This is a genomic window from cyanobacterium endosymbiont of Epithemia clementina EcSB (genome assembly GCF_029919255.1).
Lineage (GTDB): Bacteria > Cyanobacteriota > Cyanobacteriia > Cyanobacteriales > Microcystaceae > Rippkaea.
Window position 1 is genome coordinate 102,239 of the sequence record NZ_CP123991.1, and the last position, 21,513, is coordinate 123,751.

The following is a 21,513-nucleotide window of genomic DNA, read 5'->3' on the forward strand; positions in this document are numbered from 1 at the left end:
AAAATAAATTTTTATTAATGACTGAGATAACTAGAAACTACGATATTTTGTGTCAACAGTCTTCAAAAGAAAAATAGATAGGGTAAAGGCGAGATATCCAACACACAAACCAGCAATAATATCTGTTGCCCAATGAACGTGCAAATAAAGACTAGCCCAACCCATAAAAAAAGTCAAAATAGTTGATATACTATAAAGGTAAATAGTTAGTTTAGGGAACCTAAATGAAATCAAATAAGAAACATATAAATATAGCATGAAATTGCCAGAGATGTGACCACTAGGGTAACTGTTTCCGTGAACATCAATTAATCCTGGAGCTGGACGAATTCGAGTAAATGAGGGCTTTAAAACCTTATCAATTAAAATAATAATTCCTAAAGAGGAAACTGCTAAAACTTGGGCTTCTTTTAAACAACGTTTCCAGAACAAAAAACCTAAACTGCCTAAAATAAAAAAGATAACAACTTCAGCTTCTCCCGACAGATAAGAGACTTGCGCAAATTCAAGTAAACCAGGTTGACGAAAGTGGCGAACCCATCGTATAAAAGTTTTATCCCAAGCATCAAAATTTCCCTGAACAACTTCTTGATTTAGCCATAATAATAGTAATAAGACAGTAACAAATGATGCTAAAGTCTTATTTTTTATCGCTTTGCCAATCTTCTCCATCACACTCTTTCTTAGCTTTGGCTTCATATCTAGTTAGAGATTAAAATTTGAGTAAGTATCACCATATAATAGCACTCGGATTTATAAACGGCTTCACGAGCACTTAATCTGAGGTCATTATAATCTTTCCTGAGAATTAATTATTCTGAGAACTAATTATCAATAATCCTGTCAAAACAAGTCATCTTAAAGATGAGTTAAAAGTATGAAACACCTAGATCATCGGGCACAAATTGTCACTACCATTGGCTCTGTAATAATTTTTTAAACAAATGGTTAATGACCGGATAAATATAGAGAGATTGCACTCTTTCAATGGAAGCTATGAAGCTCACACTAGTGTGGTACCTCTATTGTGCGATATGTCTAAAAAATTGGAAACCTCCATCAATTTACTATCAAGTCTCCAGGTTCTCAAAATTTGGATGGACAAATTCTCTTCACCCAAAAAGTTATTAATCTTTAGTTCTCATAGATAAATCAAGTAACTAAGTGAATACCGCCTTAATTAATTTGAACTTAGGGTGCAAATTTTGTCATGCAATGAACTATTAAAAATAAGTTTTAAAAAAATTAAGGGACAGTTAGTTATCGGTAAAATTATTGAAGAAATTAACCGACTTAATCTTAATTTCTGTTTTTTTACGATAAAAAAAGATTAGAAAAATCTTAACTTTGACTTATTAAAAAATATCTACTGAGTACCTCCAAGTCTTAATTTAATTAAAGAAAGTTTAAATCTATTAAATTCGAGATAATTTAACTTTATTTCAGGAAGCTATTCTATATTTTAGTTATGCCATTAAGTAACATAAAACAAGTCTATAAAAATAGATTTATATAGATTTATAAAATCAGTTAATAATTATTAGTTGGCGAGTAAGTAAGTAAGTGAGCTCAAATAAACTAAAAACAGAACAGTAGTTAAAAAAGAGCAACCACGCCAATGTTCTTGGGGGTAAATTTTTAAGTTTTTCCTGGGACGAATAACCGAATCAAAAGTACAAGGAGGTTCTTGAAGAGATTTAGTCACCAATCGAGCTAAAGAATTAATAAAAATAGGGTGGGTATTCAACGCAGGAACTCGATAAAAGTTTTCAATTCCTGCTTCTTTAGCAACTTCCCTATATTCGATATCAATTTCTTGAAGAGTTTCAATATGTTCCGAAACAAAACTAATAGGAACTACTAATAAATCTTTGACTCCTTTTTTCCCTAATTCTCTCAGAGAATCTTCCGTGTAAGGTTTGAGCCACTCTACCGGACCGACTCGACTTTGATAAGCCAGAGTGAAATCATTTGGCCGATTGAGGGTTTTCATGATTAAGTGAGTACAAGCTTCAATTTCTGCTTGATAGGGATCTCCAGCTACATCAACATAACTTTGAGGGACTCCATGAGCACTAAAGAAGATATGGATATGACGAGGATTTTCACATTTATCTAATTCTTGGGTAATTAAATCGGCCATCGCTGTTAAATAATCAGGATGGTCATACCAAGAGGGAATCAAGGTATAGTTAATTCGCGTAAGATCACTATCAGATTGCCACATTTCTTCAAGCACTCGGAAGCTAGAGCCACTGGTGCTAATGGAAAATTGGGGATACAAAGGAAAAATGACTAGACGCTCTATGTTGTCTCGTTTAATGTTGTTGATCGCCTCCTCAGTAAAGGGGTGCCAATAACGCATTCCAATATAAATTTGAGCATCTTGACCAATTTCTGCTAATTTTTTTCCCAGAGCTTTCCCCTGAGCTTCAGTAATCCTTCTTAAAGGGGAACCTCCCCCAATTTGTTCATAATTTTTCTTGGATTTTTTGCTTCTTAACCGAGAAATTAACCAAGCTAACGGCTTTTGTAACCAAGGGAAAGGTAATCGAATGATTTCTGGGTCAGAAAATAGATTAAATAAAAAGGGGCGAACATCTTGTAATTGTTCCGGTCCCCCTAAATTTAGTAATAAAACCCCAACGCGATCCATAATTTTATGTAGATAAATAACATTTTCAGATTCTTTGTTAAGTTTAACAATATATAGGCTCACTATTGAGAGTTAGATGACAAAATACTCATAATCTAGTTAGTTATATAAGTCAGGAGGTGACGAGTTGGGCACAATTTTAAGAACCTGGAGTTATCAATATTCTTGGTTACATAACACTATTTCCCATTTAGCATCTCTAAATGTCGAAGGCGGAAGAGAGTTTTTTTACCTTACCATTGAAAATGTTCCTCTAACGTCTGATACTGGGATTTTAGATTTGATTTATGCTATGACGGAGGTCAAACCACTAACTTTCTACTGAAACAATGGGACTTAACGTCTCATCGACTTCCCTTTATTAGACAGTTAAAACGATTTTTGGAGCCAATCGTTTTGACGAGTTAGCTAAACAAATTTCTTTTGCTCAATCGAAATTTGGTTTAGTTCATGCGAGTTTTGCTCAAGTTACTCTCCACGAAATGGAAACCAAGCAACTCGAGGAAAATTTTTAATGTTTATCAGATTCTTAATCCTGAGGAGGTTTTTGCTTTAATTAATTTACATAAGTCGACGGATCGTTTAGTTTGTCCACTTTTAACTATTTTTCTGTGGACATTTGAAATGAAGACAGCTTGAAAGATGCTCAACACTGACTTAGTGACAAAGTTGACTTCAGTAGGTTTTCGAGATTGTCAACAACGACTCTATGGAGCAGGAAATTTGCAAGTAATTCAAGTTAAGAAATAAGATTAAAAATGACCCCTCCATCATATTGAGGTAAATAAACAAATGTCCAAAACCAAATTATTACAACCTGATTTAGTTTTGGGAGATACTATTCTTGGTTTAACACCAGAAATTCTTACCCATTATCACATTAAAGGATTAGTCTTGGATGTAGACGAAACCTTGGTTCCCATCAAACAAAGTCAAGTCTCCCAAGAACTTGAGCAGTGGATAGAAACTATTAGACAAATGACTCCCATTTGGCTAGTCAGTAATAACTTAAGTGAAGGTCGAATTAAGAGAATTGCCAACAGCTTAACTTTACCTTATCTATTGGGGGCGGTAAAACCTTCTCGACGCAAATTACGGCAGGCTGTCCAGGCAATGGAACTTCCAGTTAATGGTGTAGCTATGGTGGGTGATCGCCTATTTACGGATGTTCTCGCTGGTAATCGTCTGGGAATGTTCACCATTCTCGTCAAGCCTATGACAGATACTGCTGTGGCCGCTCGTCACTCCCCCATCCACAATTTTGAAATCTGGCTATCTCAAATCTTGGGGGTGTCTCTGATAGTCTCACAACATGAATTTACTAAAGATGATCAATCTTTAAGAGGCTAATTCTGAATAACTTGATTTCCTATTTTAGGTTAGCCTTCTCGAGAAGAACTTAAACCTATCATCCGCAACTACTAACCCCTACTTTAACTGGTCTGACAATATTTGATGGTCTGACAATATTTGTGTGATATAAGCACTATAAAAATCTCTTGTTTGAAAAGCTGCTTTTTCCGGATCAACATCGTATGTGAGATACAACATCTACATCTTTTTTGTCGCATAAACAGATTTCATCTATAAATAAGAGTAAGCAAATTAATATCTATTGTCAGCACGTCACGTATTTTTAATCAAACAAATAAGTATCTTAGTTTTATAAAATTTTCTTAGATCAAATATTCCTCAAAATTTTTACGAGTAGATTCACAGATTTTTTACTCTCGTGAGTATGTCTACTTGTTCGGAAATAAAACGCGGTTGCTCAATAGATTAAACTTGTCAGTAAGTCATTTTAATATCTTCTGAAAGCCTTATAATTAGGGCCTTTAAGTAACTGTCGTCGCAATATGATTCGATTTTATTGATTGTGATAGTCTGTTGGTCTTTATGTCAATGATTGGAGGTAATTCATTGCTATTCTCCAAGAAATTTGTGTTTTGTGATCTCTTTAATAAGAATATGACCACAAATTCTCGTTCTAGTTACGGTTGTGGAATTTCTCCTATCACATCAGGTCAATTTTAGCTGCTAGTATTTTCTTTATAGATGTTTTGGCAATGGCATAGGATAAATAAAGGGAAAGGGTAAAAATTTATTTCTTGGATAACCTTGAGAAGGTTTATTTATAAATGATTATCGGACTGTAATGTATTTCACATAGCGGCAAAAAGCTAATGATTGGTTATCTATAAAAGATCTATTTAGCCAGAGGTCTCGACTCTTTTTAAGAGACCTCTAGCTAAATAGATCTACACTCAATTGCTAATAGAAAAATCTTTTAACTTGTTAGTAGAGATTTTAATTCTTCAGTACTTAAACGAGGTCCATAACTAGTAACAATACGAGAAGAAGCCTTTGAAGCGAAATCGCCCGCTTGGCCATAGGTCATACCGTGAGTGATCCCATAAAGAAATGCCCCTGCATACATGTCTCCTGCGCCAACTGTATCAATAGCCTGGACGGGATAAGGAGCAATTTCAATTAATTCCTGACCATCAAAAACTAATGATCCTTTCGATCCACGAGTGATAGCAAACCCCTTAGCTAGAGTTTTTAAATAGGAGATCATCTTGGAAAAATCTTTTGTATTAGATATTTTTGCAGCTTCTGTTTCATTGGCAAAAATGAAATCTAACCCAGAGCCAATAATCTTTAATAACCCATTTTTAAAAAACTCGACTATGTTTGGATCAGATAAGGAAAAAGTAGTTTTTCCCCCTGAACTTTCTGTAATTTCCCTAGCTTTAATGGCTGCTACTTGAGCAGTTGGGGAGGTGACTAAATATCCTTCCAAGTAAAGATATTCAGAGTCGGATATTGCTTCGAGGACTAATTCTTGTTCGGACAAACTGCCCGAAACACCTAAAAATGTATTCATGGTGCGATCGGCATCAGGAGTCACCATAACTAAGCATTTTCCAGTGGTTCCCTCTTCGCTATCGCCATTATGTTCATTGGTGTCTAATCCACACTGGCGTAAGTCTTCCAAATAGAATTTTCCTGCCTCATCCGCCGCTACTTTACAAGAATAAAACCCGTTACCACCTAATTGACTAATAGCTATCATAGTATTAGCAGCAGAGCCTCCACCACTTTGCTTACATGGTTGTCTATTGAGCTTTTTTAATAACTCCTCTTGACGGACTTCATCCACGAGAGTCATAACACCTTTATCAATGTTTAATACTTTAAATAATTCTGGTGAAACTTTAAATTCTATATCTACTAAAGCGTTACCAACACCATAAACATGATATTTTTTTCCCATAAATTTTTTCTTGCCTGACGACAAACCTCTAAAATGTTCAATCCTATTCTAGGGTAAAATAGAGAATTGGTATTATAACTTTGGTTAGTTTAGCAATACATAATATTTAAAATTAGCTATTAAGATTAGCTACTAATTAATATTAAGTTAACTTATTTTAACAAGATCAATTTATTAAATTTAAAGATAAAGTTGAAGTTATTTAACTTTATCTCTTGGATTAATTTTTGACTCTAGCTTTATCAACATAAAAAGTTGCTAAAATCGTAAATAAAAATGATAATTAAGTCTGAATAATTCAAGCAAAACTGTAATCTTAAGCACAACTATATTTTACCATTAGTTTTTTATTACTGTGAAGATAATCTAAGATAGTTTAAATTTTAAGCTTAGCTTAACCGATGGCAGAAATTGCTACAATAGGAAAATATAGATAAACAATAAGCTATTTTAACGTTTAAATGCGAATAGTCACTCGAAAATGATCGACCTATCCCGATTAATGTAAATTTTAGCATTTTTTAAAAAAATGAACTTATTTAAATTAAGTTAATCAACATAATAAGCAGTCTAAATCGTGTATATATAGTAATTTTTTTTTGATAAATACCTATTTAATTGCCATCATTATTTTGTCTTAAACGCATTGTATTATTGATTAATAAGCTTTTAACAATGAATAACTAAATCAATTAAACTAATGTAAAAACTGATTAAAATTATTTAATGCTTTTTTTAAAAAATAAAGGTTAAATACTGTAAACTGTTTTTCATAACTTTAATAAAAACTTAATCTTCAATTTTAAAGAGCTTTTAAATTAATAAAAGTATCTCTAATAAAAAGTTTAGAAAAATCTAAAGAAAAGTATAATGGCAACTTTACATAAAATATAAATTTTATGTAAAAAAATATATAAATATAATAATACTTGCCAATAAAAACTCTAGCATCAGATATAAAATATCGATACGTTTACTAAAAAATAGACATCAATACTGAATACAAATTATTTTTTACCAACATTAGTGACTACTCCTTAAAACTGCTTAGCTGCTATAGTTAAAATATAACTATAGCAGCTAAGTAGAATTGGTAAGGCTTTAATAAGCCTATCAATAAGCTAAGTTAAACTTTTTATTACTGTTGACAAGACTATTTTTATTAAAAATAGAGATAATTTCATTACTCCTAGTTTAGAAAAGCTAGGATGGTAAAAAATTTTTACTGTTTTTAGTTAAGACAATTGTTTATTGCTTTTATTCAAGGTTTACTCGTCATGTAAACCACGGTTATTTAATAGACTTAAATAAGAGCTTCTCCCGTTTGTCCATGCTTAATAAACAAAGGAGAAAAAACAGACATCACAACCCCTGCCTTCTCCTGCTATTTAAGTCTTAAGTGACTCAAGGCTCAATGCTACTAATTTTTACCACCAGATGCCTGAACTAGGTTATTGACCTATAGCCTGGGTATTGATTTCTTTGGGATTGGTTATTTGTTGTTTAAGTACTTCAAACGCTTTATCAAACTGTGGATCACCAAAACTTCCAATCCGTTCGCGATCTTGTTGGAGAGCTTTGCGTTCGTCGTCGCTCAATTCAAATATGACATCAGGGTCAATACCTTGTTCATTAATATCTCGGCCACTGGGAGTAAGATACTTAGCGATGGTGACAGCTACGCCAGAGCCATCCCCTAATCCCTGAACAGACTGCACTAAGCCTTTACCAAAAGTCTGAGTCCCTACAATCATAGCACGTCTATGATCTTGTAAAGCTCCTGATAAAATTTCACTAGCACTCGCTGAGCCACCATCCACTAATACCACTAGGGGTTTATCTGTTAAGGCATGGTGACTAGCTCGTTGTTGCTCTTCTTTTCCATCACGAGCAACTGTTGAGACAATTTTTCCTTCATCAAGCCACATCCGAGCGATTTCGATGCTTGAATATAGCAATCCTCCAGGGTTAGAACGAAGGTCTAAAATATAACCGTTAACATGTTTGGCCTCTAAATTTTTAATAGCCTCTCGCATTTCTTGACCAGCTTGACTACTAAATTGAGTGAGACGAATATAGCCAATCAACCCAATGGGGGTTTGTTGAGAACGAGAGCGAACAGGGTTTAGCTCTATGCGCGCTCTAATAAGAGGATAATCGGTTTCTTCAGCACTACGGCGAATTGTTAAAATCACTTCACTGCCCGGTTTACCCCGAATCAACCGAACAGCATCTCCAACATCCATCCCCTTAGTAATTTTGCCATTAATTTTTGTAATAATATCTTTAGATAAAATTCCAGCCTTAAACGCTGGGGTGTTCTCAATGGGAGCAACTACCATCAATTCGTTAGTTTCTTCATCCTTGGTAATTTGAATACCTACTCCAGTTAATTCTCCTGAAGTATCAATTTGCATATTTTTGAATTCTTCAGGATCCATAAAGCGAGTATATGGATCTTCAAGTCTTTCAAGCATTTCCCGAATCGCTTTATAAGCGTCCTCCCTATCAACATAAGGACGTTTTAAATATTCTTGACGAACAGCTCGCCAATTTACTTGATTAAACGTTTCGTCAACATAATTCCGGTTAATGATCTGCCAGACTTCATCAACTAGTTCTTTTGGACTATCTTGAAAAAAAGCTTGACTCTGGGAGAAGCGGAGTCCTCCACCTGTGACCGCAACCGCAGTCAAGATAGCCGCAGTCGCGCCGAGAATCAGCCCGCGTTTTTGATTAACCATAAGCCTAAATTTATGCAAAGATAAAAGGGTAAAGAGATTTTTTGCTAACTGCGTGCCAACTGTGACACTTGAACCTGAAATAATGCGACTCGGTATATCTTCTACTATTGAATTGTTTAGTTCATAGAGATAGACAATCAGTTATTTTCTAATTAGAGTACTTTCCTCTAGTTATAACATCTTTTGAAAGTAGGTACAGTCATCCTAATGATGAATAACACACCAGTTGATGCTGATACATTGAAAAGTAGGCGACAAACTTTACGTATTCAGCGAAAATTAAAAGCATGGCAAGGTGTCTGGCGTTTTTTAGCCCTTTCGGGGATGGTGGGAGGATTAGTCTGGATGGTCAGTTGGCCTCATTGGGTGATCAAAGATAAATCACAAATTAAGATTGTAGGAAATCGACTATTGTCTTCAGAGAAAATTCAGCAGCTCCTTAAGCTATCTTATCCTCAGTCTATCTGGCAACTACCTCTTCATCAATTGACCCAACAATTGAAGGCAGAACCCCCATTGAAAGATATTCATCTTACTCGTCAGCTTTTTCCAACTCAGATAACTGTTACTGTGAAGGAACGAAAACCTATTGCTATAGGTACTTCTTCTCAAGGTGATGGCTATCTTGACGCTACTGGAGTCTGGATTCCTAAAAAATTCTATCAAGAAGATACAAAAGTTGAGACAGAACAAGACCTTACAGTACTTGGTTTTGAGCCTCAATATCGTTCCCATTGGCTTGAAATATATCACCTAATTCTTCAGTCTCCTATAAGTGTTATGACAGTGGATTGGCGAGACCCAAGTAATCTGATTTTAAAAACTGAATTGGGAACCGTTTATTGTGGTCCTTATGGTGAACGCTTTCGGGAACAATTGCAGGTTTTAGGCAAAATGAGAACCCTTTCATCCCGTGTTCCTCCAAACCGGATTTTTTACTTAGATGTGACTAATCCTCGGTCTCCTTCAGTTCGTTTAACTCCTTAGTCTACTTTTTTGATTAAAACGCCAATTTTCAACTATTTGTTTGCGATTTCTGACTTTATCTTTTTAAGATAACAATTATGCTTATCACGTAAAAAGATTGACAAACTCTCACCAGATTTTTAGTGTATAAGATGAGACAAGTACGTATAAATAGTAAGCTCTTATGTGTAGGTGAATGTTTAATCCATTCCATGAGTATACTAAGTCTAAAATTGATTAGCTCTGTTTAAGACTGATCAAACGGACTGTCGTCTAATTCCTTTTCAACTGTTCCTAATCAATCGTCAATTAAAATGACCTCTAGTGAAAAATTGATTTCCAGTAATTCGAGTCTTGGTAATACTCAATCTTCCGAAGTGTCAAGTGGAATGGACGATTGTCATGTTAACAATAACAGTCTATTCTTGCCTCGATTGAACGATCCTTCAGAATCCCTTATAGAAGACACCATGAGCAACAGAATAGTGCCAAATAACGTTGCTAAAATAAAGGTCATTGGCGTTGGTGGCGGCGGATGTAATGCAGTCAACCGCATGATTGAAAGTTCCTTAAATGGAATTGAGTTTTGGGCCATCAACACTGATGCTCAGGCTCTTTCTCAATCAGCAGCTCCTCAACGTTTACAAATTGGACAGAAATTAACTAGAGGTCTAGGAGCAGGCGGAAATCCATCTATTGGGACTCAAGCTGCTGAGGAGTCTCGGGACGAAATCGCTCACGCTTTGGAAAATACTGACCTTGTTTTTATTACGGCTGGCATGGGTGGAGGCACTGGAACAGGAGCAGCTCCTATCGTTGCCGAGGTAGCAAAGGAAATGGGCTGTCTGACGGTGGGAGTTGTTACCCGTCCTTTTAGCTTTGAAGGACGACGGCGCACAACTCAGGCGGCAGAGGGTGTCAATAACCTGCAAAATAATGTTGATACTTTAATTGTCATTCCTAATAATCAGTTACTACAGGTTATTCCTCCAGATACTCCCTTGCAAGAGGCATTTTTGACAGCTGATAATATTCTTCGACAGGGAGTACAAGGAATTTCGGATATTATTACAATTCCTGGTTTAGTTAATGTAGACTTTGCGGATGTTAGGGCAGTGATGGCTGACGCTGGATCAGCATTAATGGGGCTAGGAACAGGTTCAGGGAAATCCCGTGCCAATGATGCGGCAGTACAGGCGATTTCTTCTCCTCTATTAGAACATTCGATTAAGGGAGCTAAAGGGGTTGTTTTTAACATTACTGGGGGTAGTGATCTCACTCTTCATGAAGTAACAACGGCGGCTGAAACTATTTTTGAGGTAGTTGATCCCGAGGCCAATATTATTTTTGGAGCAGTTATTGATTCAGTGTTACAAGGAGAAGTAATAATCACGGTCATTGCGACAGGCTTTAGTGGAGAATCTGACAATGCAGCTTCAAAAACACTAAAGAGTACTTCCACTTCTACACGAACAGTAAACAATACCCCAACTACCAAAGCTCCTGAGTCAGAATCTCCCAAACCCACAGGGTTAGACATTCCAGACTTTCTTCAACAACGTCGTTTTCCAAGACGTTAGTTGATCAATAAGTATACCTTGAATGACTTTTATCAAAAAAATATCATAGATTTTTAAAGTCGACCTTAGAAATATAAAAATTCTAAAATTTTCTGGTCACGTCATAAGTTCACTCGTGTAAAACATCAGTCTAAGTAATTTGATCGAGGTGATTTTATTTTTTAACACCAGAAATATCTTGGAGTCGAAAGATATCATCTAAAAAATATGCTGACCGTGCTGGTTAGTAAAAAGAAGGGAAATAGTAAAGAAATAACTATGATAACTAGAATTTTAGTATGGCAGCTGTAGGTTGTTTTTCTGTTGCTTAATTAGTATTTCTATTACTGATACTGTTGTCCTGGGACATCTATATACTAGAGCTTTTTTTTGTGATTAGTAATTTAGATAGAAGAAAAAACTTAACAACCACAACAATAATAAGCCGATAAAAAACCTGAACACTACTCTTAATTATTGATAATTAATTAAGGAAAATTATGATGGCAAAAATATTTTTAAAAGATGAATTTTTTGTATGGATACTTAAAGTGCTAAAAACACTATTATTTTTGATTTGGCAGATAACCAGTTATCTTTTGAAGTCTTTACCAACTAGCCCTAAAAATATTGCTATTGAGGATTAAAATTAACGATTACAGATCAACCCGACCAATCCGTGTTTAGAGTCTAGGGTTTATTTAGTTGATAACTAAATTTTTTAACTATCTGTAAACGGATATAATCATACCGGACTTATGATCTGGAATCAACCAGTAAAATTCCAAGTCAATAAACTTAGTAATCGAGAATTTATAAAATTTCTTAATCCATAAGCTCTCCTTTTAATTAACTCCAATTTATTATTAATATCTTTTACTACTTTTAAAGTTATTACTTGATTTAAATAAGTAATTATTTCTACAATTAAACACCTAATTATTCTACAGAAATTAACTTCTAATAAATAAGTTTGTAAAAGCCGATATTCGATTTGGTTAATTTCAATAGTTTTGACACTCAGTTTAATTTTTTATAAAAAACTATTTCTAGTCTCTCTTTAAGTTGATTAGTAATCCTATACTAAAACGTCATTTATTGAGGTTTGGTACTATGAATATAAAATATTGTTTTAATACTTGCCGAGGCATTTTATATAATGAATCATTGCTATTTAATATTTAAACGGCATTTTATGTTATTCCTAAAAACTGCTCTCTAAATATTTAAAGTAAAAAATATTTAGGAAGATTTTATCCATAGATTAATTGTTAACTAGTAAATATTGAGTCAGTTTATGTTAGCTTAGGTAGTCTACTTAATGAAAAAATGTCCTTACAAAAACAATGAAAATTTCAGCTGAAGGAAACACCAATTCTCGTCAATTAGCTTTATTAATTCTCAAAGAAATTGAACAAAGAGGAGCTTATACTTGTGTTGCCCTTGACCACGCTTTCAACCGAACTAATTTCGATCTAAGTGATCGTGCCCTAGTCACAGAATTGGTCTACGGTATTGTCCGACGACGGCGTACCTTAGATACTTTAATTGATCAACTAGGCAAGAAATCTGTCCATCAACAACCACCTAATCTTCGTTTAATACTACATCTTGGCCTTTATCAATTACGCTATCTTAGTCATATTCCCGTATCGGCAGCCGTTAACACCAGTGTTGACCTAGCCAAAAAAAATCATTTACTACCCCTTTCAGGAGTAGTAAATGGCATACTGCGTCACTATATCCGTCTGAGTGAGACTAAGATTGATCCTTTAACCTTACCTGATCACCCTATTGAAAAATTGGGTATTCTCTATAGTTTTCCTGATGAGATCATCGAACTTTGGTTGCAGCAATTTGGGGAAGACACTACCGCCCAGCTGTGTAAATGGTTTAACCAACCTCCCCATCTTGATCTGCGGATTAATCCTTTGACAACTACTCTAGAAACCGTTGAAGCGCATTTGAGGCAAGCTAACATCAAAGTGATAAATCTAGAAGATGTTTGTCAAGGATTAAGATTAAGTGGAAAAACTGGAGCTATTAAAGAATTACCAGGGTTTAAAGAAGGATGGTGGACTGTACAAGATAGTAGTGCGCAATTAGTAACCCATTTACTTGATCCTCAACCATCAGAAGTAATTATTGATGCCTGTGCTGCCCCTGGAGGAAAAACTACTCATATCGCTGAATTAATGCAAGATCGAGGGATAATTTTTGCTTGTGATCGCACTCCATCAAGATTGAATAAACTCAAAGCTAATGCCCAACGATTACACCTAAAGTCCATTAGAATCGTCACAGGGGATAGCCGTCAATTCAACCAATTCACTGAAATGGCTGATCGGGTTTTATTAGATGCTCCCTGTTCAGGGCTAGGAACCTTACATCGACATCCTGAAATTCGTTGGCGACATAATCCCGAAAAAGTCCGACAGCTATCGAAATTACAGCAAGAGTTATTAGAGAGAACGGCAAACTGGGTAAAACCCCAAGGAGTCTTAGTTTATGCTACTTGTACCCTTAATTGTTTAGAAAATGAATTGATTATAAAACAGTTTCTCGATACCCATACGACTTGGTATATTGAACCACCATCACCCGATTCGCCCTTGTGTAATTGGGTAACTTCATTAGGATGGATACAAATTTTGCCCCATCAGCGTCAAATGGATGGCTTTTTTCTGGTGAAGTTAAAGAAAGGTTGATAGAACCTCTATTTGCTTACAAAGTCCTTCATTATAGAAATAGAAAAAATTGGAATTGACCATGAAAAGTGCTCAGAAGAAAAAACAACTCCTCAAAATTTTGATTGGTGCTGCTTGGATTGACGGATTAATCCAGAAAGAAGAACGAGATTATTTAAACAAGATGATAGCTACTCAGGGTCTTGCCGATGATCAAGAAATCGCTGCTCTTTTATCTGAACTTAAGCCAGTTCAACCCAGTCAGTGTTACCAATGGTTAGAAGAGTATTTAGGAGGTCATCCCACTACTAAAGATTATCAAAAATTACTTGAATCTATTAGTGGTTTAATTTATAGTGACGGTGATGTACAGATGCAAGAAGCTCAATTATTGACTAAATTACAATTGCTTGATCCGTCACAAGATTCTTCTAAATCTTCTTTTGAGAAAATACTGAAAACTATTCAAAAGTTATATAAAAAGGCTATTAGCTAAAAAATAATTAAGAGTGAAAACTATCGATTAATAATCTTAATTATCAATAATACAATTAATTTCTTGACTATACAAACAACAACCACAGTCTATTCATTTTAGTAAAGCCCTATTTTAGATACGATGAGGTTAACAATTACTCCAAACAGTAACCGTTAATATTTAAGACTATAGTTGTTGTGTAAAAACATCAGGAAATAAAGCCAATTTATCCTTTTAACCCTCTCTTAATTTCTGGTTAAAGGGTGGATTCTCTATAGAAAATAAGTCAAAAAAGAAGTTAACAACTATAGCTTTAAATATTTCGATTCATCAAATGTTCAATCCAAGAAATATTTTTGAGTTAATCGTTAATTGTTTTAATACCAAAATATTAATAATATTCTATTTTATTAATTAGTTTCATTAACTTTCGTTTCATCTTCTGTTAATGATAGGTAATTACTTAATTTTTTAAAATAAATATTGGATTTAGATTGATTATATTTTTATCGATTTATCATATCCAATTTAAGATAACCATCATTAGAAGTTATCACTATTCACTATCCCTGTTACTCTTAAGTAAAAGAAATCTAGAAAGCTAATGTAAACTACATTCTATATGACTAAACTTCATCGCTCTGATCCTAAACTACCGCAAAAACTTAACTTAGAAGAGGAAGATTATTTTGACTACTTCTATGACGAGCCAGGTAGTGAGCCAGGTACCCTCAACATTGAACCAGATGCCAAACCATCGCGCATTGTTTTAATAGACTATGACGAAATCAACACTGTTTGCCGGGTAGATGTCATTCCAAACGCTCTGATTCCTTATTTAGGTAGTAATACTGTTTCTTGGATGGATGTTCAAGGATTAGGCAGTGAAATAATTCTTAAACAAGTAGGAAAAATTTTTAAACTTCATCCTCTACTACTCGAAGATGTGGTAAATGTTCCCCAACGTCCCAAAGTAGAAGACTATAATGGACAATTAATGATTATCGCCCAAATGGTATTTTCCCAACCTAGTGAAGAAGGATTTTCAAGTGAACAAGTGGGATTTATTTTAGGCCAAGGCTATCTTTTAACTTTTCAAGAAAAACAAATCGAAGATTGTTTTAATATAGTTCGTAATCGTATTTATGCCAATCAAGGAAAAGTTCGTCATACCGGACCTGATTATTTAACTTATTTGTTGTTAGATTCGATTATAGATGGTTATTTTCCTGTATTAGAAAAATATGGTGATCGCATCGAAACTTTAGAAGATCAACTAGTTGTACGACCACAAAGTAGTTATCTCGAAGAAATTTATGCTGTGCGACGGGAATTATTAGCATTGCGGCGAGCCATTTGGCCTCTACGTAATGTCACAGATTTATTAGTAAGAGGAGAGAGTTCTTTAATTCAACCAGAAATAAAAATTTATTTTCGTGACTGCTACGATCATGTTATTCAACTGCTCGATATTGTAGAGACTTATCGGGAACTTGCCTCAAGTTTAATGGATGTTTATTTATCCTCTACGAGCAACAGAATGAACGAAATAATGCAAGTTTTAACAGTTATATCTACGATTTTTATTCCTCTAACTTTTATTGCAGGAGTTTATGGTATGAACTTTAAATATATGCCAGAACTTAATTGGCGTTGGAGTTATTTTACTTGTCTAGGTTTGATGGCAACTGTTGCGACAAGTTTAATCTTTTTCTTTTGGCGACGGGGATGGTTTGACTCATTTTATACCTTTAAAAGGGACTAGATTAATTGATAAAAATAGGCAAAAAATATATCTAATTTTTGTAGATATATTTCCTTGTAAAATGTTTGTAACTTTTTAATCTTTCTAAAAAAAACTAACTTACTATGAGTTTAAATAACTCTAAACTAGAAAAGTAGTTTAAAAAGGATGAGTGTAGCTCATAGCATTTAACCTAAAAATTTAGCACATAGAATTAGAAGTGCAAGAAATATTGAAGTTAACTCATAACTTACAAATTTTTTGTTCATTTTTTTAAAAAAAGCAGAAATATTATACTTAAGTGCAAGAGAATAGAAAGTTAGAAAAATTGCAGACCTGGTAAAACTTTTAGGATATATAATGTTAAAAATAATTTTTAGATGGATCATCCAGGAAAGAGAAGGATTTTGGTAGTTCCCAAAGAGGTTAAGAAAAATAACTTGAAAGAAACAAAAAAAGCGTTTTGAGAATATCTCAGAACAACGTAAAATAATTTATATTAGCCCACAGTTATCTATTTTTTTACAAAAAAAGTAAATATAAATTAACTTTCTAAAAAGAATGTAAAATTTTTAAAAAGGTTGGAAATAGAAAAAGATAAAATTTAGTAGAATCATCATCCGTATCCTAAGAAAAAGTAATTAATATAATAATTTGATTTTAAAAAGTCGGTACATATTGAGTATTTTGGTTTAAAAAACATCAAAAAATAAAAAAAGGACATTTTCTTTTTTAACTTAAAACTTATAGTTTTAAGTTAAGTGCCATAGGAAATAGCATAGAATAAAAAACATGAAATTGCTAGAAGGATATTTGAATATAAAGATAATTTAGTTAAGGAAGTTGAACAAAGTCCTACGAGAAAAAAGTTACCCTTAAAAATATAAATTAAAATAATTGATGTTTTTAACGTTTATTTAAAGCTACTTACTTATCCACTGACAACGAAAACTTTATGACTAAAAAAACAGTACACTAAACATAGGAAAGAGTTAGCGAGGGAGTTGCGGATTCGTCCTTGAGGCGAATTCGAGGAAAGTCCGGGCTTCCTAAAGACCAAACTTGCTGGGTAACCCCCAGTGCGCGTGAGCGTGAGGATAGTGCCACAGAAAAATACCGCATTTTTTGGGTGTTGTCTAAAAAATGTAAGGGTGCAAAGGTGCGGTAAGAGCGCACCAGCAGCATCGTGAGATGCTGGCTCGGTAAACCCCGGTAGGAAGCAAGGTCGGAGGGACTAAGGTTGGTCTTTTCCCTGTTCCGTTATTGGAGAACCGCTTGAGGCGTTTGGTAACAAGCGTCCCAGATAGATAACTCCCCCTATAAGACTAATATTTTATAGGAACAGAACCCGGCTTATGTCTAACTCTTTCTTTTTTCCTTACTTAATCCCTATTTGGCGTCAATATTGAATAGGTGGCGCAATAAGTGGAGAATTACTGCCATAAAAGGATGTCTGAGGACATCAATTAGCAATTTCTATCCCATTTTGGGGTAAAGCTCCTTTCATCTTTCCTAACCACTCAATCAAACTCTCTAATTGTTTTTGGGGTTTTGATAGTCCTAAACCCCTAACAGTCACTTTTTTAGGACTATAAACGAACCGCGATTGCAGATAATTGGGTAAGTTTTCTTCTAATAATTTCCAAGCAGGTTCTTCCATTGGAGTTTCTAAAATGACATGTTGTTTCCCATCAGTCTTAATGCGAGAAAACCCTAAAGATTTGCCAATTTGTTTTAATTCTATTACTTGCAGTAGCTGTTTTACCGAGGAGGGAATCTTTCCATAGCAGTCTGTCCAAGCTACCATAATTTGCTCTAAATCTTCTTTAGAATTCGCCGTTGCTACTGCTCGATAAGCATCCATTTTTTGTTGAGTGTCAGCAATATAACTAGTAGGAATAAAAGCCGTTAACTGTAAATCAACTTGGGTTTCATCAACTCGAGGTATTTCCTGACCTTGGATCTCTTTAATAGCTTCCTGTAACATTTCCATGTACAATTCAAATCCAATAGCCGTCATTTGACCTGACTGTTCAGCCCCTAATAGGTTTCCTACTCCCCGGATTTCCATGTCACGGGTAGCCAATTGATATCCTGAGCCCAGTTGGCTGAATTCTTGTAAGGCCCTCAATCTTTTCCGGGCCGTTTCTGTTATTTCTCCTTTACTTGGATATAATAACCAAGCATGAGCTTGTATCCCAGATCGCCCCACCCTTCCTCTCAACTGATAAAGTTGAGATAAACCAAATTTTTGGGAATCTTCAACAATAATTGTATTAACTCTTGGGATGTCTAATCCTGATTCAATAATCGTTGTACAAACTAAAATATCTCCCATCCCATTGTTGAATTCTAACATGGTTATTTCTAATTCGTTAACATTCATTTGTCCATGAGCAACCATGATTTTCGCACTGGAAACCATTTGTTGCAATTTCCCAGCTACTTCTTCAATTCCTTCAACTCTAGGAACAACATAGAAGATCTGTCCTCCCCGATCTAATTCGTTACGAATGGCGGTCCTAATAACATCAGGATTATGACTGGATAAGTGGGTTTTGATGGGACGACGAGAAGGTGGAGGAGTAGTTATTAAACTCATTTCTCGAATACCTGACAAAGACATATATAAGGTTCGAGGAATAGGAGTAGCACTTAATGTGAGAACATCAACTTGAGTTTTTAACTCTTTAATCTTTTCTTTTTGATTAACCCCAAATCTTTGTTCTTCGTCAATAATTAATAAGCCTAAGTTTTTGAATTTAACGGTTTTTCCCAAAATTTTATGAGTTCCTACAACTATATCTAATTCTCCTGTGGCTAACCGTTGTAAGATATCCTTTTTCTCTGAAGTGGTACGAAAACGATTCAGTAGTCCAATATTAATTGGATAGGGCGCAAATCTTTCCTTTAGGGTATGATAATGTTGTTGCGTCAGAATCGTAGTTGGTGCAAGCAGTGCAACCTGTTTATGTCCACTAGTAACGACTTTAAAAATTGCTCTGACAGCAACTTCTGTTTTACCAAAGCCTACATCCCCACAAACTAATCGATCCATAGGGCGGTCACTTTCTAAATCGATTTTCACATCTTGAACTGCTTTCAGTTGATCGGGTGTAGGTTGATAGGGAAAAGAACCTTCTAATTCTTCTTGCCAAGGGGTATCAGGAGGATAAACAAATCCTGATTGTTTAGAGCGTTTAGCATAGAGATTTAATAAATCAACTGCTAATTTTTTAATTGTCTTACGAACTTTTTGTTTAGTTTTTGCCCAGGTTTTTCCTGTCATTTTGTGGAGTTCTGGAGGACGATCTTCAGTTTGATAATAGCGGGATAAACTATCCACAGAATCTGCTGGTATTCTCAACAAACCATCATAGTATTGAATAACTAAATACTCACGAGTTGCTAGGCTTTCCAGCTTTAAAAATCTACCAACTCCATGACTTTTATGAACAACATAATCTCCTGGAAGCAGTCGCTCTAAGTTTATTTGTTTAGAGGCAGCCCGACGACGTTTTCGAATATATCCTGTCGAGGCTAAAACATGCTGTCCAAAAAACTCCTTATCGGTAATAACAACAACCCGAAAAGTAGGTAGAATAAACCCTGTTAATTCCGCTAAGCCTGAATACTTTAAGGCTACGGCTATCCCTTGAGTATGATACTTTTCAACTCCTGGGTAATCCCGAGGATTTGGAATAAATTGAGCTGGACAGTCATGTTCTTCTAGTAAAGAAACTGTTCGGGAGGGTTGGGCAGAAACCAACCAGGTTAAATATTTATTTAGAGAAATACCACTATAAATCTCTCGTTTTCCTCGTAATATTTCTGCTAATTTAGAGAACTGATGAGGGATACTAGGTATTGGACGACTTGACAAATCTAATGCAGTTTTATCTGTGCTTTCTGATAACTCTGAAAGATAAATAATGGGAAATTTTTGGGCTAATTTTACAGAGGTTTCAAAAGAACGATGAATCTTTGGTAAAGGTGATCCTAATTCTTGCCAGTTATCTTCTATATATTCTAACCAGCGATTACTATGGCACTCACATTGTTCTAATTCATCAAAAATACAAATAGTATTATCTTCTAAATAATCTATTAATGAAGCAGGTTTTTCAAAAGCTATTCCTAAAAAACGTCTCATTCCCTCGGGATAATTATTGTCTTTTAATGCCTCTATTTCTTCGATAGAGAAATAAGTTTCTAAAGATTGATGTTGTTCATTAAGAGTGTGAGCAATGATAGGATCAAAACTCGTAGGAGTTAGAAAAACTTGATCAAGTTTTTCTAAAGAACGTTGAGTTGCTAGATCTAATTCTCTAATTTTCTCTAATTTATCTCCAAACCATTCTAATCGAATGGGTAATTCTAAGGAAACTGGGAAAATATCAACAATATCACCTCTTCTACTCCATTGACCCTCAGTTTCTACTAGAGAAACTCTTTCATAACCTAATTTAGTTAACGATTTATCAATTTCTTGAGATGATTTAGTCATTCCTGTTTGTAAATTTAAACAATAAGACCGAAAAATGTCAGGAGGTGGTAAATGGGGTTGTAAAACTTTTTCTGTAGTAACAATAGCTAATTTGTTATCAATATATAATGAACTATTTATGCTTGACAAAACTTGCATTTGTCCCCAAATCATTTCTGATTCAGCGTTAAAAGACTCATAAGGAGACGCTTCTGAAGTTGGATAAAAATCGACAGTTTTCCAGCCCATAATCTCTAACTGAGCCGCCCATCTCCCTGCTTCTTCTAGGGTTGCACAAACTACTAATAAACTACGATTTTCTGCTTGTGCTAATGCTGATGCGACTAAGCCTTTAGGGAGTCGAGGAATTCCTGTCAATCCCAAATAACCTATTTTTTTTAGTTTCTCTAATAATTCTTTAGTTAGAGGTGATTTTTGTAGAGTACGAATTAGGGAAGAAAAAGTCATAGTTATATTGACAAATCTATTTTATTTTTTAGTTTTATAAAATAAATAAAAATGATTTTGATATAATCAAAATCTTTTCAGATAGCTATTGTAGCACAATTTTTAACTAACTGTCTTATTTCCAAGAAACAGCTTTTTATACTTTAAAAATAGCCTTAAATAAACATTTAAGATACAAACTATTTCGTGCTTATATATAAAAACAATTAATGCCATTTAATTTAGACTGTCTTAATTAATATTTTTCTTATTAACTGCTATAAACAGGAATTTTTAAAGTACTTTAACTAAATTAAATTCATCTTTAAAAATAATTTCAAGGCTCTCATAAACTTTTCTTGATGTTTTTCAAAAAAAATTAATTCTTGACTACAAGTTAGTATAAAATGCTTTATTTATATAATATCTTTTGATTGCTTTGGTTTTACTTTTACTGAACTAGTTATAT

At 34.4% G+C, this 21,513-nt stretch carries 13 protein-coding genes and 1 other RNA gene; 8 read left to right on the forward strand and 6 right to left on the reverse strand.

Annotated elements, in window-relative coordinates:
• Positions 1-30: 30 nt before the first annotated feature.
• Both P3F56_RS00360 and hemH read right to left on the reverse strand, forming a co-directional pair.
• On the reverse strand, positions 31-699 hold the full coding sequence (locus tag P3F56_RS00360) for a phosphatase PAP2 family protein (RefSeq protein ID WP_281152802.1): 669 nt from the start codon (positions 697-699) through the stop codon (positions 31-33).
• 841 nt (positions 700-1,540) lie between these two features.
• On the reverse strand, positions 1,541-2,656 hold the full coding sequence (gene hemH, locus P3F56_RS00365) for a ferrochelatase (RefSeq protein ID WP_342637189.1): 1,116 nt from the start codon (positions 2,654-2,656) through the stop codon (positions 1,541-1,543).
• A gap of 127 nt (positions 2,657-2,783) precedes the next feature.
• Here hemH and P3F56_RS00370 point away from each other — a divergent pair, with 127 nt between their 5' ends.
• Both P3F56_RS00370 and P3F56_RS00375 read left to right on the forward strand, forming a co-directional pair.
• A complete protein-coding gene (locus P3F56_RS00370) occupies positions 2,784-2,981 on the forward strand; it encodes a hypothetical protein (protein WP_281152803.1) in 198 nt (65 codons plus the stop codon).
• Positions 2,982-3,448: 467 nt separating this feature from the next.
• Positions 3,449-4,006, forward strand: a complete 558-nt coding sequence (locus P3F56_RS00375) for a YqeG family HAD IIIA-type phosphatase (RefSeq protein ID WP_281152804.1) — start codon at positions 3,449-3,451, stop codon at positions 4,004-4,006.
• Between the two features lie 937 nt (positions 4,007-4,943).
• Here P3F56_RS00375 and P3F56_RS00380 read toward each other — a convergent pair.
• Together P3F56_RS00380 and ctpC are read right to left on the reverse strand one after the other, a co-directional pair.
• Positions 4,944-5,933: an adenosine kinase gene (locus P3F56_RS00380; RefSeq protein WP_281152805.1), complete on the reverse strand. Its 990-nt coding sequence runs from the start codon at positions 5,931-5,933 to the stop codon at positions 4,944-4,946.
• A gap of 1,451 nt (positions 5,934-7,384) precedes the next feature.
• On the reverse strand, positions 7,385-8,677 hold the full coding sequence (gene ctpC, locus P3F56_RS00385; protein WP_281152806.1) for a carboxyl-terminal processing protease CtpC: 1,293 nt from the start codon (positions 8,675-8,677) through the stop codon (positions 7,385-7,387).
• Positions 8,678-8,884: 207 nt separating this feature from the next.
• Between ctpC and P3F56_RS00390 the strand changes: the two genes are divergently transcribed.
• Positions 8,885-9,664 carry a cell division protein FtsQ/DivIB gene (locus P3F56_RS00390; RefSeq protein ID WP_281152807.1) on the forward strand — a complete coding sequence of 260 codons (780 nt, stop codon included), beginning with the start codon at positions 8,885-8,887 and terminating at the stop codon, positions 9,662-9,664.
• Positions 9,665-9,957: 293 nt separating this feature from the next.
• Positions 9,958-11,223: a cell division protein FtsZ gene (gene ftsZ / locus P3F56_RS00395; RefSeq protein ID WP_281152808.1), complete on the forward strand. Its 1,266-nt coding sequence runs from the start codon at positions 9,958-9,960 to the stop codon at positions 11,221-11,223.
• 748 nt (positions 11,224-11,971) lie between these two features.
• Here ftsZ and P3F56_RS00400 read toward each other — a convergent pair.
• Positions 11,972-12,232 (reverse strand): transposase, encoded by a 261-nt coding sequence (locus P3F56_RS00400; RefSeq protein WP_405054796.1) that lies wholly within the window; start codon positions 12,230-12,232, stop codon positions 11,972-11,974.
• Positions 12,233-12,548: 316 nt separating this feature from the next.
• Between P3F56_RS00400 and P3F56_RS00405 the strand changes: the two genes are divergently transcribed.
• The 4 genes from P3F56_RS00405 (at position 12,549) to rnpB (ending at position 17,482) form a co-directional block, all read left to right on the forward strand.
• Positions 12,549-13,910: a 16S rRNA (cytosine(967)-C(5))-methyltransferase gene (locus tag P3F56_RS00405; protein WP_281152809.1), complete on the forward strand. Its 1,362-nt coding sequence runs from the start codon at positions 12,549-12,551 to the stop codon at positions 13,908-13,910.
• A gap of 61 nt (positions 13,911-13,971) precedes the next feature.
• On the forward strand, positions 13,972-14,385 hold the full coding sequence (locus P3F56_RS00410) for a tellurite resistance TerB family protein (RefSeq protein ID WP_281152810.1): 414 nt from the start codon (positions 13,972-13,974) through the stop codon (positions 14,383-14,385).
• Positions 14,386-14,989: 604 nt separating this feature from the next.
• Positions 14,990-16,132, forward strand: coding sequence for a magnesium/cobalt transporter CorA (gene corA / locus P3F56_RS00415; RefSeq protein WP_281152811.1), 1,143 nt, complete (start codon positions 14,990-14,992; stop codon positions 16,130-16,132).
• 967 nt (positions 16,133-17,099) lie between these two features.
• Positions 17,100-17,482, forward strand: an RNA gene (gene rnpB / locus P3F56_RS00420) — RNase P RNA component class A.
• A 91-nt stretch (positions 17,483-17,573) separates the two neighbouring features.
• Here the strand turns inward: rnpB and mfd are convergent.
• Positions 17,574-21,065 carry a transcription-repair coupling factor gene (gene mfd / locus P3F56_RS00425; RefSeq protein WP_281152812.1) on the reverse strand — a complete coding sequence of 1,164 codons (3,492 nt, stop codon included), beginning with the start codon at positions 21,063-21,065 and terminating at the stop codon, positions 17,574-17,576.
• Positions 21,066-21,513 lie beyond the last annotated feature (448 nt).

What these genes read in the sequence shown, in the direction of transcription:
- P3F56_RS00360 (WP_281152802.1), bottom strand. Translation starts at nt 699, where the DNA reads ATGAAGCCAAAGCTAAGAAAGAGTGTGATGGAGAAGATTGGCAAAGCG.
- hemH (WP_342637189.1), bottom strand. Translation starts at nt 2,656, where the DNA reads ATGGATCGCGTTGGGGTTTTATTACTAAATTTAGGGGGACCGGAACAA.
- P3F56_RS00375 (WP_281152804.1), top strand. Translation starts at nt 3,449, where the DNA reads ATGTCCAAAACCAAATTATTACAACCTGATTTAGTTTTGGGAGATACT.
- P3F56_RS00380 (WP_281152805.1), bottom strand. Translation starts at nt 5,933, where the DNA reads ATGGGAAAAAAATATCATGTTTATGGTGTTGGTAACGCTTTAGTAGAT.
- ctpC (WP_281152806.1), bottom strand. Translation starts at nt 8,677, where the DNA reads ATGGTTAATCAAAAACGCGGGCTGATTCTCGGCGCGACTGCGGCTATC.
- P3F56_RS00390 (WP_281152807.1), top strand. Translation starts at nt 8,885, where the DNA reads ATGATGAATAACACACCAGTTGATGCTGATACATTGAAAAGTAGGCGA.
- ftsZ (WP_281152808.1), top strand. Translation starts at nt 9,958, where the DNA reads ATGACCTCTAGTGAAAAATTGATTTCCAGTAATTCGAGTCTTGGTAAT.
- P3F56_RS00405 (WP_281152809.1), top strand. Translation starts at nt 12,549, where the DNA reads ATGAAAATTTCAGCTGAAGGAAACACCAATTCTCGTCAATTAGCTTTA.
- P3F56_RS00410 (WP_281152810.1), top strand. Translation starts at nt 13,972, where the DNA reads ATGAAAAGTGCTCAGAAGAAAAAACAACTCCTCAAAATTTTGATTGGT.
- corA (WP_281152811.1), top strand. Translation starts at nt 14,990, where the DNA reads ATGACTAAACTTCATCGCTCTGATCCTAAACTACCGCAAAAACTTAAC.
- mfd (WP_281152812.1), bottom strand. Translation starts at nt 21,065, where the DNA reads ATGACTTTTTCTTCCCTAATTCGTACTCTACAAAAATCACCTCTAACT.